General features: G+C 58.0%; 14 protein-coding genes and 2 pseudogenes. 11 read left to right on the top strand and 5 right to left on the bottom strand.

The features are described 5' to 3' along the window. Positions 1-211: 211 nt before the first annotated feature. Both RHM58_RS03815 and RHM58_RS03810 read left to right on the top strand, forming a co-directional pair. A complete protein-coding gene (locus RHM58_RS03815; protein ID WP_322269698.1) occupies positions 212-2,650 on the top strand; it encodes a Lon protease family protein in 2,439 nt (812 codons plus the stop codon). A 341-nt stretch (positions 2,651-2,991) separates the two neighbouring features. After that, the gene (locus RHM58_RS03810) at positions 2,992-3,321 is read left to right on the top strand and encodes a hypothetical protein (protein WP_201194570.1); all 330 of its coding nucleotides are present in this window, start codon (positions 2,992-2,994) and stop codon (positions 3,319-3,321) included. Positions 3,322-3,327: 6 nt separating this feature from the next. On the opposite strand, the pseudogene RHM58_RS03805 reads toward RHM58_RS03810, so the two are convergent. Further along, positions 3,328-5,156, bottom strand: a pseudogene (locus RHM58_RS03805) (hypothetical protein). Positions 5,157-5,316: 160 nt separating this feature from the next. On the opposite strand from RHM58_RS03805, the gene RHM58_RS03800 reads away from it, so the two are divergent. From RHM58_RS03800 to RHM58_RS03790, 3 genes are all read left to right on the top strand, one after another. Continuing rightward, a complete protein-coding gene (locus RHM58_RS03800) occupies positions 5,317-5,805 on the top strand; it encodes a TIGR00645 family protein (protein WP_201198075.1) in 489 nt (162 codons plus the stop codon). Between the two features lie 243 nt (positions 5,806-6,048). Beyond that, positions 6,049-6,360: a DUF6482 family protein gene (locus RHM58_RS03795; protein ID WP_322269697.1), complete on the top strand. Its 312-nt coding sequence runs from the start codon at positions 6,049-6,051 to the stop codon at positions 6,358-6,360. Between the two features lie 120 nt (positions 6,361-6,480). Then, on the top strand, positions 6,481-7,098 hold the full coding sequence (locus RHM58_RS03790) for an FKBP-type peptidyl-prolyl cis-trans isomerase (RefSeq protein ID WP_201198073.1): 618 nt from the start codon (positions 6,481-6,483) through the stop codon (positions 7,096-7,098). Between the two features lie 116 nt (positions 7,099-7,214). On the opposite strand, the gene RHM58_RS03785 is transcribed toward RHM58_RS03790, so the two are convergent. From RHM58_RS03785 to RHM58_RS03775, 3 genes and pseudogenes are all read right to left on the bottom strand, one after another. Beyond that, positions 7,215-7,472: a hypothetical protein gene (locus RHM58_RS03785; protein WP_201198072.1), complete on the bottom strand. Its 258-nt coding sequence runs from the start codon at positions 7,470-7,472 to the stop codon at positions 7,215-7,217. Between the two features lie 206 nt (positions 7,473-7,678). Next, a pseudogene (locus tag RHM58_RS03780) lies at positions 7,679-8,027 on the bottom strand (zinc ribbon domain-containing protein YjdM). Positions 8,028-8,194: 167 nt separating this feature from the next. Then, entirely contained in the window at positions 8,195-9,163 is a 969-nt protein-coding gene (locus tag RHM58_RS03775; RefSeq protein ID WP_201198070.1) for a polyprenyl synthetase family protein, read from the bottom strand. 240 nt (positions 9,164-9,403) lie between these two features. Here RHM58_RS03775 and rplU point away from each other — a divergent pair, with 240 nt between their 5' ends. The 5 genes from rplU to RHM58_RS03750 all read left to right on the top strand — a co-directional run bounded on the left by rplU (position 9,404) and on the right by RHM58_RS03750 (position 13,167). Beyond that, positions 9,404-9,718 carry a 50S ribosomal protein L21 gene (rplU, locus tag RHM58_RS03770; RefSeq protein ID WP_201198069.1) on the top strand — a complete coding sequence of 105 codons (315 nt, stop codon included), beginning with the start codon at positions 9,404-9,406 and terminating at the stop codon, positions 9,716-9,718. A 34-nt stretch (positions 9,719-9,752) separates the two neighbouring features. Beyond that, a complete protein-coding gene (rpmA, locus tag RHM58_RS03765) occupies positions 9,753-10,028 on the top strand; it encodes a 50S ribosomal protein L27 (RefSeq protein WP_046048788.1) in 276 nt (91 codons plus the stop codon). Positions 10,029-10,223: 195 nt separating this feature from the next. Further along, the gene (gene cgtA / locus RHM58_RS03760; protein WP_201198068.1) at positions 10,224-11,447 is read left to right on the top strand and encodes an Obg family GTPase CgtA; all 1,224 of its coding nucleotides are present in this window, start codon (positions 10,224-10,226) and stop codon (positions 11,445-11,447) included. Between the two features lie 124 nt (positions 11,448-11,571). Continuing rightward, on the top strand, positions 11,572-12,690 hold the full coding sequence (gene proB, locus RHM58_RS03755; protein WP_322270809.1) for a glutamate 5-kinase: 1,119 nt from the start codon (positions 11,572-11,574) through the stop codon (positions 12,688-12,690). Between the two features lie 12 nt (positions 12,691-12,702). Next, positions 12,703-13,167, top strand: a complete 465-nt coding sequence (locus tag RHM58_RS03750) for a CreA family protein (RefSeq protein WP_322269695.1) — start codon at positions 12,703-12,705, stop codon at positions 13,165-13,167. Positions 13,168-13,351: 184 nt separating this feature from the next. Here the strand turns inward: RHM58_RS03750 and rpsT are convergent, their stop codons facing one another. Then, a complete protein-coding gene (gene rpsT / locus RHM58_RS03745) occupies positions 13,352-13,630 on the bottom strand; it encodes a 30S ribosomal protein S20 (RefSeq protein WP_008154937.1) in 279 nt (92 codons plus the stop codon). 252 nt (positions 13,631-13,882) lie between these two features. Between rpsT and murJ the strand changes: the two genes are divergently transcribed. Then, complete coding sequence (gene murJ / locus RHM58_RS03740; RefSeq protein WP_322269694.1) at positions 13,883-15,421, top strand: murein biosynthesis integral membrane protein MurJ; 1,539 nt, start codon at positions 13,883-13,885, stop codon at positions 15,419-15,421. The last annotated feature ends 113 nt before the right edge of the window (positions 15,422-15,534 follow it).

Raw genomic sequence — 15,534 nt, 5'->3', positions numbered from 1 at the left:
GGTTATTTAGTTCCAGCCGCGCAGTTTGGAGTTTAGGCACGATCCAGGGGTTCCGTGATTTTTTGCAAATCATTCCCCGCGAACATTGATTTGCGCCCGCCCCGCTTGGGAATGGCGAGTTGTCTATGCTTTGGCTTGAGGCGCGCCTTGCCAGTCGGGTATGGCAGCGCCAGAATGCCGCTATCTGCCCCGCCTGATGTAAGGAAGCCCGATGCCTGATCCTGTTGCTGCCAGCTTGCGTCTAGCGCCCGAAGCGCTGACCCGTCCGTTTTCCGCTGAACAGTTCAGCTTCTCTACCACCAATGATCTGGAGCCCTTCCGCGGTGTACTCGGCCAGGAACGTGCGGTCGAAGCCTTGCAGTTCGGTGTGGCCATGCCACGCCCCGGTTACAACGTATTCGTCATGGGCGAGCCCGGTACTGGCCGGTTCTCGTTCGTCAAACGCTACCTGAAGGCCGAAGGCAAGCGCCTGCAGACTCCGGCGGACTGGGTCTACGTCAATAATTTCGATGAGCCGCGCGAACCCCGCGCCCTGGAATTGCCATCGGGTACTGCCGGTGCTTTCATCGGTGATATCAACGGCTTGATCGACAACCTGCTGGCGACCTTTCCGGCGGTCTTCGAGCACCCGTCTTACCAGCAGAAGAAAAGCGCGATCGACCGCGCTTTCAACCAGCGCTACGACCGTGCCCTGGACGTGATCGAGCGCCTGGCGCTGGAGAAGGAAGTCGCGCTTTACCGCGACAGCACCAACATCGCTTTCACCCCGATGAGCGAAGGCAAGGCACTGGATGAAGCCGAATTCGCCCAGTTGCCGGAAGTCGATCGCGAGCGTTTCCACGTCGATATTTCGTGGCTGGAAGAGCGCCTCAATGAAGAGCTCGCCAGCCTGCCGCAATGGAAGCGCGAGTCGAGCAATCAACTGCGCCAGCTCAACGAAGAAACCATCACCCTGGCCTTGCAGCCTATGCTGTCGCCGTTGTCGGAGAAATACGCCGAGAACGCCGCGGTGTGCGGTTACCTGCAAGCCATGCAGGTTTACCTGCTGAAAACCGTGGTCGAGCAACTGGTGGACGACAGCAAGACTGATGCCGTCGCCCGAAAACTGCTGGAAGAGCAATACGCCCCGAGCCTGGTGGTTGGTCATTCCTCCAGCGGCGGCGCACCGGTGGTGTTCGAACCGCATCCTACCTACGAAAACCTGTTCGGCCGTATCGAATACAGCACCGATCAAGGCGCGCTCTACACCACCTATCGCCAGTTGCGCCCGGGTGCCTTGCATCGCGCCAATGGCGGTTTCCTGATTCTTGAAGCGGAAAAAATGCTCAGCGAGCCGTTCGTGTGGGATGCGCTCAAGCGCGCCCTGCAATCGCGCAAGCTGAAAATGGAATCGCCGCTGGGTGAGCTGGGTCGCCTGGCCACCGTGACCCTGACCCCGCAACACATTCCGTTGCAGGTCAAAGTCATCATCATCGGCGCCCGGCAGCTCTACTACACGCTGCAGGACCTCGATCCGGACTTCCAGGAGATGTTCCGCGTCCTGGTGGACTTCGACGAAGACATCCCGATGGTCGATGAGAGCCTGGAGCAGTTTGCCCAGTTGCTGAAAACCCGTACCTCCGAAGAAGGCATGGCGCCGTTAACCGCGGATGCGGTGGCGCGTCTGGCGACCTACAGCGCTCGCCTGGCGGAACACCAGGGGCGTTTGTCGGCGCGTATCGGCGATCTGTTCCAACTGGTCAGCGAGGCGGATTTCATCCGTGACCTGGCGGGTGACGACATGACCGACGCCGGTCATATCGAACGTGCGCTCAAGGCCAAGGCGACCCGCACCGGGCGCGTCTCGGCGCGGATTCTCGACGACATGCTGGCGGGGATCATCCTGATCGACACCACTGGCGCGGCGGTTGGCAAGTGCAACGGGCTGACAGTGCTGGAGGTCGGTGATTCGGCGTTCGGTGTGCCGGCGCGGATTTCTGCCACGGTGTATCCCGGGGGCAGCGGCATTGTCGACATCGAGCGCGAGGTCAACCTTGGCCAGCCGATTCACTCCAAGGGTGTGATGATTCTGACCGGGTATCTGGGCAGTCGTTACGCCCAGGAATTCCCGCTGGCGATTTCTGCGAGCATCGCGCTGGAGCAATCCTACGGCTACGTCGATGGCGACAGTGCGTCGCTGGGCGAGGCGTGCACGCTGATCTCGGCTTTGTCGAAAACCCCGCTCAAACAGTGCTTTGCCATCACCGGTTCGATTAACCAGTTCGGTGAAGTTCAGGCGGTCGGCGGGGTCAACGAGAAGATCGAAGGCTTCTTCCGCCTCTGCGAAGCTCGCGGGCTGACGGGTGAGCAAGGGGCGATCATTCCGCAGGCCAACGTGGCGACGCTGATGCTCGACGAGAAAGTGCTGTCGGCGGTGCGGGCGGGGCAGTTCCATGTCTACGCCGTGCGTCAGGCTGACGAGGCGCTGAGCCTGTTGGTGGGCGAGCCGGCCGGCGCGCCGGATGCCGATGGCCAGTTCCCTGAAGGCAGCGTCAACGCGCGGGTGGTGGAGCGCTTGCGGGTGATCGCGGAAATGATCAGCGAGGAAGACCTCAAAGAGGCCGAGAAGGAAATCGCGCTGGAGGCGTTGGCCGAAACAAAACCAGCGTGACCCTCCAGGACCGTTCCCACTCGCGTGGGAACGATCTCGACATAGATCCCCTGTAGGTGCGAGGCTTGCCCGCGAAGGCCGCGACGCGGTTTACCTGAATGACCGCGTTATCGTTCTTCGCGGGCAAGCCTCGCTCCTACGGTGGGTTGGTGATTTGCCGAAGAAGTGCCATCAGTCTGGCGTCAATATTCACACAATGACCATTCGGCGCCTTCTGGTTTCGCTTTGCTTGCAAAGCGAACTTTTCCTCTATTCTCAGCTCAAGGATAAGGACAGTAATCACTGGATCGAAACAGCCTTCCCATGGGGGCTGAATACCGGATCTACCGAGGGTCGCCGCCATGTCGCGCAACCTCTGCCTCACCCGTCAATGCCTGGGTCTTGTGACCCGTATCGAGTGCGCCATCCGCCCATTGGCGGGAGATACGGGTATGTGGACCTTACTCTTCGCCGCCGGAATGGCCGGCGAACAGCCATCAGCCATCAAGGCCCAAGGCCCGTTCCATGGCCCATTTGTGGCTGAATCCATCCTCGACACCATCGTTGAAAGCCTGACGCTACATGGCTACGAGCTGGCCGATGACCCACAAATCTGGTGCCTGCACCTGCAAGCCCAGTTGCGGGAAATCAACGGCGGCCGTTGTCGCAGCCTGGGCGGCTTCGACCATTGAGTGCGGTTATTGGGCAGGGTTGGGCGTCTCGGTCTTGTCCAGTTTGACCTCGAAACCATATTCCACGGTGGTGAGGTTGGTGCGCTGGTAGCTTTCCAGCCGAGTGGGCTGGCCATAGAAGTAATGCACGCCGAATAGCGCGGGGCCTTCTGCGCTCGCGTCATGACTGACCGAAAGAATCTCCTTCAGATAGTTACCGCTGTCGTCCTTGGCGAAAAAGCGCCAGTCCTGCGCGGGGAAAACCTTCAGATCGACCACCAACGCGTTGCCTTTGAGCTCCAGGCCCTTGGGCAGTTGGTGTGCGTCGAGGGTTTTCTGTTCGACCGTGGCCAGGAACAGCGGCATGGAGCCCACTGCGAAGGCCGGGGTTTCCGGAAACAGGTTCAGGTCGTAGGTGATCGTGCCGCGCAACGGGTCAACCTGGTAAGCCTCTGGCGGCAGTTCGATCGGTTCATCGCGCTTGCCGTTATCGCCCGCGGTAAAGAACGTGACCGGGCTGTCACCTGGGCTGAAGGAGGTGCCGAGCAATTCGTCATTGAAGGTGCGGATGTGCTCGAACTCAATACGCGCAGCACTTGAATCATCCACCGACTGAGTGATGCTGACGTTCTTCTGCAGTTGTTCCTCGGTCAGCGCCGCGCCCTTGAGCCAGGTCGCAGCCTGATCGTCATACACCACTACCGGTACGGACAGTGGCTGGATGGTTTTCTCCGTGGTGTTCGGGTCAAACCTGAGGACAGGCAGTTGCAGGTCCCTGCGGGTTACCGTGGCGGCCGAGAAGTCGAGCACGCTGACCTCCAGCGTGTCGACGTTACCGTTGAAGTAAACCCGGGTGTAATGATGGGTTTGTTGTTGTTCGAAGGCTTGCTGTTCATCCTTGAGCTGTTTTTCGAACGTGTCGCTCCAGACCGTTTGCGCCTGCATCTCCCCCAGCTGTTTTTCGTAGAACGCTATTTGCGCGGCGCTTTCGTTGATCGATCCCGAGTGGGTCAGAAAGCCTCCGGTCGTATCCTTGGCCTGGACGATCAGCGGGTTGAGCGGGGTTTCGCGGACTTCCGGTATCAGCGGCGCGGAGTTGCTCACTTCAAGCTCTGCCACGTTTTTGTCGAGGCTGAGCAACGTCACGCTGATGTTGTCGTCGACGTGGGCCTTGCCCAGATCCTTTTTCGTCAGTGCTACCGTGTACACCCGGTGAGGGGCGATCACTTCAGCTTTGCCTTTGAGCATCAACGGTTGCGGTTGTTTTTTGTTGTCGACCTCCAGACCTTCGATGAAAGGGTAGGTCACCGTCAGATCGTCCGGATTATCGACGTTGGAACTCGAGGGGCTGAGCTGAATGCCCGGATCGGTTTCCGACCATTCGGGCTGGAAAGGGATCACTTTTTTGTTGCTAAGGGTTACTGACTGCCATTCCAGTCCGTGGGGGAAAGGGAACTGCGCAGGCATGGTGAAGCTGAAAGGGAACACTGGCGACAGATCGGTCAGGTAATCGGAGCTTGAGGTTTTACGCAGCACAAACAGGCCATTGAGGTAGGTATCGACCAGCGCCTGAGGGGTTGGGTAGTGTTTGAGCAGGAGCATGGCGTCATCGCCATACTCGGTCTCAATCGGTTTGGCCTTGAGCTTCAGTTCTGCACGTTCAAGCAACAGCAGCGAGCCGCCGAGGTCAGCGAGGGCGTCCTTGAGCTTCTGATCCGCAATGGCATCCAGGGATTTCTCGAATTGCGCGGTCCTTTCTTCGAGGCTGACGGTCTTTTTTCATCGGCGGGTGAGCAGCCGTTGAGCAGTAGCAGCACGCCAAAAACGGCACTCGTTAAAGGTAATCGCACATCCATTTCCTGTCTTCCTGTCCGGTATCGCTAATCTGTCATTGGTTTGGACACTAGCAGAAAAACTTCGTCATACACGCGCAGGTTGCGGATTTTTGGGCGGTTTCTGGGTGTAATGGGCGGCTGTTATACTCGCCGCCATTTACCAGCCCTTGTGTGAGATTCAATGGAACGCTTTATCGAAAATGCAATGTACGCCTCCCGCTGGCTGCTGGCGCCGATCTACTTCGGTTTGTCCCTGGGCTTGTTGGCGCTGGCGTTGAAGTTTTTCCAGGAAGTCTTCCATGTCATCCCCAACGTCTTCTCGATGGCGGAATCGGACTTGATCCTGGTGCTGCTGTCGTTGATCGACATGGCGCTGGTGGGCGGCTTGCTGGTGATGGTGATGATCTCCGGCTATGAGAACTTCGTGTCCGAACTGGACATTGACGAGGGCAAAGAGAAACTCAACTGGTTGGGCACCATGGATTCGTCTTCGCTGAAGATGAAAGTGGCCGCCTCGATCGTGGCGATTTCGTCGATCCACCTGTTGCGGATTTTCATGGACGCCAAGAACGTCGATCCCGAGCATCTGAAGTGGTACGTGATCATTCACATGACCTTCGTGGTGTCGGCGTTTGCGATGGGTTATCTGGATAAGCTGACCAAGCACTGATCTTGCCAGGAGCGCTCCCTGTGGCGAGGGAGCTTGCTCCCGTTGGGCTGCGAAGCGGCCCCGCTTTATCTCCAGTCTTTTCCCTCGCAGCATCGACGACTGCTGCGCAGCCGAGCGCGAGCAAGCTCGCTCGCCACAGGTTCTTCGTCAAACCAGACAAGCGGTTTCGTTTGTGCTTGTACTTTGATGCGCCGAAGCCTATCCCTGTAAGTATCTTGGTCCGCCACTGTTTGAGGTGCGCTCATGAACTTGCAAGAATTGAATGCCTACGCGATCGCCGGGAAGGTCGATGAGCTGAACCTGATCTCACTGGAAGGCGGGATCTACCTGCTGGAGGCGCGCATGCATGGCGCGGCGTATCCGCTGAGTGATGCCCGCGGCCAGATGTTTCACCTGCGTTCGGTCGAGCATGCCCGCGAAGTGCTCCACGCCTGTCCCGCCGTACAGTTCAACCTTGTGCACACTTCGGTTCACGACGAAATGTGCGGGCTCGGCGAAAGTGTGCAGGAAAGCCTGAAGGTGCCGATCGCCTTTCGTAGTACATGGCAGCACTGACGCCCTCATCAATGCCACGGCATCTGTGCTAGTCTGCTCGCCCTTTTGGTTCCGGGCGCTCCGGGATGCGCTGTGCACGCACGGCACGTTCCAGGGCTGTCCGCACAGCGGAGCAGTGTCATGTCCGAAGTAAATCTGTCCACCGACGAAACTCGCGTCAGCTACGGTATCGGCCGTCAGTTGGGCGACCAACTGCGCGACAACCCGCCACCGGGCGTTAACCTGGATTCGATCCTGGCTGGCCTGACTGACGCGTTCGCCGGCAAGCCAAGCCGTGTGGGTCAGGAAGAAATGTCCGCCAGCTTCAAAGTGATCCGCGAGATCATGCAAGCCGAAGCGGCTGCCAAAGCTGAAGCCGCTGCTGGCGAAGGCCTGGCATTCCTGGCTGAAAACGCCAAGCGTGACGGCATCACCACTCTGGCTTCCGGCCTGCAATTCGAAGTACTGACTCAAGGTGAAGGCGCCAAGCCGACCCGTGAAGATCAAGTGCGCACTCACTACCACGGCACCCTGATCGACGGCACTGTGTTCGACAGCTCCTACGAGCGCGGCGAGCCTGCAGAATTCCCGGTTGGCGGCGTGATCGCTGGCTGGACCGAAGCCCTGCAACTGATGAACGCCGGTAGCAAATGGCGTCTGTACGTGCCGAGCGAACTGGCTTACGGCGCTCAAGGCGTTGGCAGCATTGCGCCGCACAGCGTACTGGTATTCGACGTCGAGCTGCTCGACGTTCTGTAAGACCGTGATCCTGTAGGAGCGAGGCTTGCCCGCGAAGGCATCAACCCGGTTTCAAGTTGGAACCGAGTTGCCTGGTTCGCGAGCAAGCTTCGCTCCTACAGGGTTTTTAGCGTTACTCATATTTCGAGCTTATGGTGCAGTTCATTGGTCGGGCGCAACGCCCGGGCATAGCAGAACAGAAACAGATTACGCACCAGTTCCTTGAGCACTACCGGCTCGCTGGAACTCAAGCCACTGACGTCCAGGTCACCCTGATCCTGCAACTCGTTCAAGGCTTCTTCTTCAAGTACCGCACAAACTTCCCCGGTTTCCCGATGCAGGATCCTGAGGTAAGGGTGTGGGCGGTCCAGCCAGGCATCGATCAAATAAGTCATGGGTCTCATCTCCATTGATTGGTTTCAATGAGAATAATTCTTATTCATAAAATAGCAAGGGCCTATTGGCGGCTTGTGTTTTTTTATGGGTAAAGATTGCGTAGGGTCAAAACGACTGGCGTTTGGCTACTGCGAGGGATTGCTGGACGAAGCGGGGGAGGGCGAAGCACCATCCCACGCCGGGCGCGGGATGGAAGACAGCAGAATCAGACTTTTCTGACGAACTCGGATTTGAGCTTCATCGGGCCGATGCCGTCGATCTTGCAGTCGATGTCGTGGTCGCCGACGCCGTCGACCAGGCGGATGTCCGCGCACCTTCGTGCCGACCTTCACCACGGTCGAGCTGCCCTTGACCTTGAGGTCTTTGATCACGGTGATGGTGTCGCCGTCTTGCAGGACATTGCCCACCGAATCCTTCTTCACGGTGTCATCGGACCCCACTTCAGCTTCGCCGCCGGCGGTCCATTCGTGGGCGCACTCCGGGCAGATCAGTTGTGCGCCGTCTTCGTAGGTGTATTCGGAATTGCATTTTGGGCAGGGTGGCAACGTGCTCACTAAGGCTCCTTGGTTTGAGGATCGCTAAAAGTCGCACATTGTATAGGGTTTCTATGGGGAGGGGGCTAACAGCAAAAGATCGCTGCCTTCGGCAGCTCCTGCATGGGAATGTGTACCCTGTAGGAGCTGCCGAAGGCTGCGATATTTTGATCTTGCTGTGGTTGCAATCAGTGCGTGCGGGCTACCGCAAACTCGCTCAACTCGACCAGCGCATCGCGATATTCGCTGGCCGGCAGGGCGTCGAGGCATTTGATTGCACGGGCCACGTAATCACGGGCCAGTTGCGCGGTGTATTCCAGCGAACCGGAAGCTTCAACGGCCCCGCGGATGCTTTCCAGGTCTTCGATGCCACCTTTCTGGATCGCCTGGCGTACCAGTGCAGCCTGCTCGGGTGTGCCTTCGCGCATGGTGTAGATCAGCGGCAGGGTCGGCTTGCCTTCGGCCAGATCGTCACCGACGTTCTTGCCCAGGGTTTCCGCATCACCTTTGTAATCCAGCAGGTCGTCGACCAATTGGAAGGCTACGCCCAGGTGATCACCGAAGGTGCGCAGCGCTTCGCTCTGTTCCGGGGTGGCTTCGCACAGGGCTGCTGCGCTGTGGGTCGAAGCTTCGAAGAGCATCGCGGTTTTGCCGCGGATGACTTCCATGTAGGTTTCTTCGGTGGTGCTGGCGTCACGGATCTTCGACAGCTGCAGCACTTCGCCTTCGGCGATGATCCGCGTGGCTTGCGAAAGGATCTTCATGACTTGCATGGAGCCCAGTTCGACCATCATTTCGAAGGAGCGCGAATACAGGAAGTCGCCGACCAGCACGCTTGGGGCGTTGCCCCACATGGCGTTGGCGGTCGAACGGCCACGGCGCATGCCGGACATGTCGACCACGTCGTCATGCAGCAGGGTGGCGGTGTGCAGGAACTCGATAGTGGCGGCCAGCAGGCGCAAGTCATCGCCTTCGCGACCCAGGGCCTTGCCACACAGCAACACTAGTAGAGGACGCAGGCGTTTACCGCCGGCCGAGGTAATGTAGTCGCCGATTTTCGATACCAGCGGCACTCGGGAAGTCAGCTGCTTCTTGATGATGCCGTCGACGGCGCTAAAATCGTCCGCCACCGCGCGGTAGAAAGCTTGGGGTTGCATCAGCGACAGTTGCTCCAGAAGGGTTGCGCGGCATGCTAGGACCCACGTCCGGACCTGTCAAGGCGCGATGGACGGCCTCTTGCAACACTTCGGCAGCTTGCGTACAATCGCGCACCCTGAACTTCCTGGGCAGCACCTGCCTTACGCAATTGCAATCAGGCCTTCCAGCCCTATGCAGCCATGCCAGCCAATACCTCTTCTTATAAAGAGCTGGGTGAGCAGGATTATCGGAGAAATACCATGTCGTACGCAGTAATTGTTACTGGTGGCAAGCAATACAAGGTCGCCCCAGGTGAATACCTGAAGATCGAAAAACTGGAAATCGCTACCGGCGAATCCGTTACTTTTGATCGCGTTCTGTTGGTCGCCGATGGCGATGACGTGAACATCGGCGCTCCAGTTGTTGCAGGCGCTACCGTTGTGGCTGAAGTGATTTCCCAAGGTCGTCACGATAAAATCCGCATCATCAAGTTCCGTCGTCGTAAGCACCACATGAAGCGTATGGGCCACCGCCAGTGGTACACCGAGATCAAAATCACCGGTATTCAGGCTTAATTTCAGCCTAATTCCTCACTAGGAGAATTGACTCATGGCACACAAAAAAGCTGGTGGTAGTACCCGTAACGGTCGCGACTCAGAAGCCAAACGCCTTGGCGTGAAGATGTATGGCGGCCAGGTTATCATTCCGGGCAACATCATCGTGCGTCAGCGCGGCACCCAATTCCACGCCGGTTACGGTGTTGGCATGGGTAAAGATCACACTCTGTTCGCTAAAATCGACGGCGTGATCAAGTTTGAAGTAAAAGGCGCTTTCAACCGCCGTTACGTGAGCATTGTCCCGAAGACTGCAGTCGTCGCGGCATAATTACGTAGATGCTGGAAAAGCCCTGTCTCGCGACGGGGCTTTTTCGTTTGTGGGGTGAGTCTCTTGCAAAGCTGTTTGTGATGGGCGAAAGCAGCTGGATTTGCGGTAGTTGCTTGAGGTCGCTGCGCTCATTTTTGCAAGAGTCTTATGTCTTAGTGTTTTTCGGCTCGTCCGTATGACGAGAGGCGTTTTGTTATGAAGTTTGTTGATGAAGTATCTATTCGAGTAAAGGCCGGCGACGGCGGCAACGGTTGCATGAGCTTCCGTCGCGAAAAATTCATTGAGAACGGTGGTCCGAACGGCGGTGACGGTGGTGATGGCGGCTCGGTCTACATGATCGCCGACGAAAACCTCAACACCCTGGTGGACTACCGTTATACCCGGCACTTCGATGCCGAGCGCGGTTCCAACGGCGGTAGCACCGACTGCACCGGTAAAAAAGGTGAAGAGCTGGTACTGCGCGTTCCAGTGGGCACGACCGTTATCGACTCCGCCACTCAGGAAGTCATTGGCGACCTGACCAAGGCCGGCCAACGTCTGTTGGTGGCTCATGGCGGCTGGCACGGTCTGGGTAACACCCGTTTCAAATCCAGTACCAACCGTGCTCCGCGTCAGACCACTCCGGGTAAGCCGGGTGAGGCGCGTGATCTCAAGCTGGAAATGAAAGTGTTGGCCGACGTTGGCCTGCTGGGCTTGCCGAACGCTGGCAAAAGTACCTTTATCCGTTCGGTGTCGGCCGCCAAGCCGAAAGTCGCTGACTACCCGTTCACCACGTTGGTGCCGAACCTGGGCGTGGTTTCTGTCGATCGCTGGAAAAGCTTCGTGGTCGCGGATATTCCGGGGCTGATCGAAGGGGCTTCCGACGGCGCGGGCCTGGGGATTCGCTTCCTCAAGCACTTGTCGCGTACCCGCCTGCTGTTGCACCTCGTGGACATGGCGCCACTCGATGACGCCAGCGCACCAGATGCTGCTGAAGTCATCGTCAGCGAACTGACCAAGTTCAGCCCGTCCCTGGCTGAGCGTGATCGTTGGTTGGTGCTGAACAAGTGCGACCAGATCCTTGAAGAAGAGCACGATGAGCGCGTCAAGGAGATCGTTGATCGCCTGGAATGGACCGGTCCGGTCTACGTGATCTCGGCCATCTCCAAGCTCGGTACCGAGCGTCTGTGCCACGACATCATGCGATACATGGAAGATCGTGCTGATCGCCTGGCGAACGACCCGGCCTACAAAGAAGAGTTGGCAGACCTCGATCAGCGCATCGAAGACGAAGCCCGTGCTCAGTTGCAGGCCCTGGATGACCAGCGTGCCCTGCGCCGCACCGGCGTGAAGTCGGTCCATGACATCGGCGACGATGATTGGGACGAAGAAGATGTGGATGACGAAGACGGTCCGGAAATCATTTACGTGCGTGACTGATTCGTTGCGATAAACTTAAACGCCGCTCTCTGGAGCGGCGTTTTAGTATCTGGAAATCGGTAGTCACCGAATAACGTTATGGGCAGCGCTGGGTCGCGCTGTCCTCAAACTAAGGTTGAAGATGATGCGGAGCAAGGTGACAGGTGCGCAGCGTTGGGTCGTGAAGATCGGCAGCGCTTTGCTGACGGCGGACGGCAAGGGCCTGGATCGCGCGGCAATGGGTGTCTGGGTTGAACAGATGGTGGCCTTGCATGAGGCGGGCGTCGAGCTGGTGCTGGTGTCCTCCGGGGCGGTGGCTGCTGGCATGAGTCGGCTGGGCTGGACCGTACGACCCAGTGCAATGCACGAGTTGCAGGCGGCTGCCGCCATCGGTCAGATGGGGTTGGTGCAGGCCTGGGAGTCGAGCTTTGCCGAGCATGGCCGGCATACCGCGCAGATTCTCCTGACGCACGACGACCTGTCCGACCGCAAGCGCTACCTGAACGCCCGTAGTACCTTGCGCGCGCTGGTCGAACTCAAGGTCATTCCGGTGATCAACGAGAACGACACCGTGGTCACCGACGAAATTCGTTTCGGCGACAACGACACGCTGGCGGCGCTGGTGGCCAACCTGGTCGAGGCTGACTTGCTGGTGATCCTGACCGATCGTGACGGGATGTTCGACGCTGATCCGCGTAACAACCCTGGCGCCAAGCTGATTTACGAAGCGCGCGCTGATGATCCGGCGCTGGATGCAGTGGCGGGTGGTACCGGTGGTGCGCTGGGTCGTGGCGGCATGCAGACCAAATTGCGTGCTGCGCGCCTGGCGGCACGTTCCGGTGCGCACACCATCATCGTCGGTGGGCGCATTGATCGTGTGCTGGATCGTCTCAAGGCTGGCGAGCGCATCGGCACCCTGCTGTCGCCTGAGCGCGGCTTGCTGGCTGCGCGTAAGCAGTGGCTGGCCGGGCATCTGCAAACCCGTGGCACCCTCGTGCTGGATGAGGGTGCGGTAGCGGCATTGTCCAAGGGCAATAAAAGTTTGCTGCCGGTGGGTGTCAAGCTGGTCCAGGGCAGTTTCCGTCGTGGAGAAATGGTGGTGTGTGTGGCGCCAGACGGTCGCGAAATTGCTCGTGGTCTCGCTAACTACAGCGCCCTTGAGGCACAAAAAATCATCGGTCAGTCGTCTGAGGCGATTGTCGGTTTATTGGGTTACATGGCGGAGCCAGAGCTGGTTCACCGCGATAACCTGATTCTGGTCTGAAGGAATATCTCAATGCGCGTGGCAAAAGGATTGTTGGGTCTGCTGTTGGCAATGCCGCTGCTGGCCTCGGCCGAGGAAATTGGTCGGGTGTCGACGGTGTTCAAGTTTGTCGGCCCGAATGACCGCATCGTCGTCGAGGCTTTCGATGATCCGAAGGTCGATGGCGTGACCTGCTACTTGTCGCGCGCCAAGACGGGCGGCGTGAAGGGTGGCTTGGGTCTGGCTGAAGATCGCGCTGAAGCGTCCTTGGCTTGCCGCCAAGTCGGGCCGATCAGCTTCAAAGGCGAGCTGAAGGATGGTGAAGAGGTGTTCAAGGAGCGCACTTCGCTGGTCTTCAAGACCATGCAGGTGGTGCGGTTCCTCGACAAGAAGCGCAATACGCTGGTGTACCTGGTCTATAGCGATCGTTTGATCGAGGGTAGCCCGCAGAATGCGGTGACGGCGATTCCGATCTTGCCATGGGCTCACGCTCAATAAGTTAGCGCAGATCCAGAATGTGGGAGCGGGCTTGCTCGCGAAAGCCGTGTGTCAGTCAATGCAGATGTCGACTGATGCGCCGCCTTCGCGAGCAAGCCCGCTCCCACATTTTTTGTGCTGGATTTGCTAAATCGCAGGCAATAAAAAACCGACCCTAGGGTCGGTTTTTTAACAAGCTTATCGCTTATGCGGCAACAGCAAGGTTCAGAGCCTTGACGTGACCGTTCAGGCGGCTCTTATGACGAGCAGCCTTGTTCTTGTGGATGATGCCTTTATCGGCCATACGGTCGATAACTGGCACGGCCAGAACGTAAGCAGCTTGAGCTTTTTCAGCGTCTTTTGCGTCGATGGCCTTAACTACATTCTTGATGTAGGTACGAACCATGGAACGCAGGCTGGCGTTGTGGCTGCGACGCTTCTCAGCCTGTTTTGCACGTTTTTTGGCGGAAGGTGTGTTGGCCACCGTCGAGCTCCTCGAAAGACTTTTTAGGAAATAGCAAACAAAATAGGCCGCGAATCATGCCGATGAGTTGATGTCTTGTCAAGGGCGGTTGAGACGTTCCGCTAAGTGGTAGGTATAAAGAGGCGGGATATTTATTTCCGGCGCTTGACCTGTAAACTCGCGAGCTTTGGCTCTGTGCTGCTGCGGCGCGGAGTATCGCATAAGTAGGCGCTTTGTTCGCCTGCTGTTTATCGACAGGCACAAACTCTTTCAATGAATCTGCTCAAATCGTTAGCCGCCGTCAGCTCTATCACAATGCTTTCCCGGGTTCTGGGGTTCGTTCGTGACACGCTCATCGCACGTACATTTGGTGCGGGGATGGCGACCGACGCCTTCTTTATCGCCTTTAAACTGCCCAATCTGTTACGGCGGATCTTCGCCGAAGGGGCGTTTTCCCAGGCATTCGTGCCGATTCTTGCCGAATACAAGAGCCAGAAAGGCGAAGAGGCGACGCGAACCTTTATTGCCTACGTCTCGGGCCTGCTGACGTTGGTGCTGGCGCTGGTGACGGCGCTGGGCATGATCGCCGCACCCTGGGTTATCTGGGCCACGGCGCCGGGTTTCACCGATACACCGGAAAAATTCGAACTGACGTCCAGCCTGTTGCGGGTGACTTTTCCCTACATCTTATTGATCTCCCTGTCCTCATTGGCCGGGGCGATCCTCAATACCTATAACCGTTTCTCGGTGCCGGCCTTCGTGCCGACGCTGCTGAACGTCAGCATGATCATCTTTTCGGTGTTCCTGACGCCGTACTTCAACCCGCCGGTCATGGCCCTGGGCTGGGCGGTGCTGGTCGGTGGCCTGGCGCAACTGCTCTATCAACTGCCGCATCTGAAAAAGATCGGCATGCTGGTGTTGCCGCGGCTGAATCTGCGCGACACCGGCGTCTGGCGGGTAATGAAGCAAATGTTGCCGGCGATTCTTGGGGTTTCCGTCAGTCAGATTTCCCTGATCATCAACACCATCTTCGCCTCGTTCCTGGTAGCCGGCTCTGTATCGTGGATGTATTACGCCGACCGCTTGATGGAGTTGCCGTCCGGCGTGCTGGGCGTGGCGTTGGGCACGATTCTGCTGCCGACCCTGGCCAAGACTTACGCCAGCAAGGATCGCCACGAGTATTCGCGAATCCTCGATTGGGGCCTGCGCCTGTGCTTCGTGCTGGTGTTGCCGTGCTCCCTGGCACTGGGGATTCTGGCGGAGCCGCTGACCGTTTCGTTGTTCCAGTACGGCCAGTTCAGCGCGTTTGATGCATCGATGACTCAGCGGGCGTTGATCGCTTATTCGGTCGGTTTGCTCGGGATTATCGTGATCAAAGTGCTGGCGCCGGGCTTTTATGCGCAACAAAACATCCGCACACCGGTGAAAATCGCGATTTTCACCCTTATTGTTACCCAGCTGTTCAACCTGGTGTTGATCGGTCCACTGGCCCATGCCGGCCTGGCACTGGCTATCAGTGTTGGTGCCTGCATTAACGCCAGTTTGTTGTTCTATCAACTGCGCAAACAACAGATGTACCAACCGCAACCGGGCTGGGGGAAGTTCGGCCTTAAGCTGGTGATTGCTGTGCTAGTGATGTCCGCGGTATTGCTGGCCGGAATGCATTTCATGCCGGCCTGGGATCAGGGGCATATGCTTGAGCGTTTCCTGCGTCTGGGCGCCTTGGTGGTGGCGGGCATGGTGTCCTATTTCGGCATGTTGCTGTTGATGGGCTTCCGTTTGCGCGACTTCAATCGCAAGGCGTTGAGCTGAGGTCTTTACCTCGATAAACACGGGCGGGCCGGCAGTTTTGTCGGCTCGATCACTTTGGGTTACGGTGTTGCCTGTCGTCGGCCGCCGGGTGTGGTTATAATCGACCACTTTAT

The sequence above is a fragment of the Pseudomonas sp. 10S4 genome, assembly GCF_034344865.1.
GTDB lineage: Bacteria > Pseudomonadota > Gammaproteobacteria > Pseudomonadales > Pseudomonadaceae > Aquipseudomonas.
Note: the sequence above shows the minus strand (reverse complement) of the source record. Positions and strands in the feature narration are given on the sequence as shown.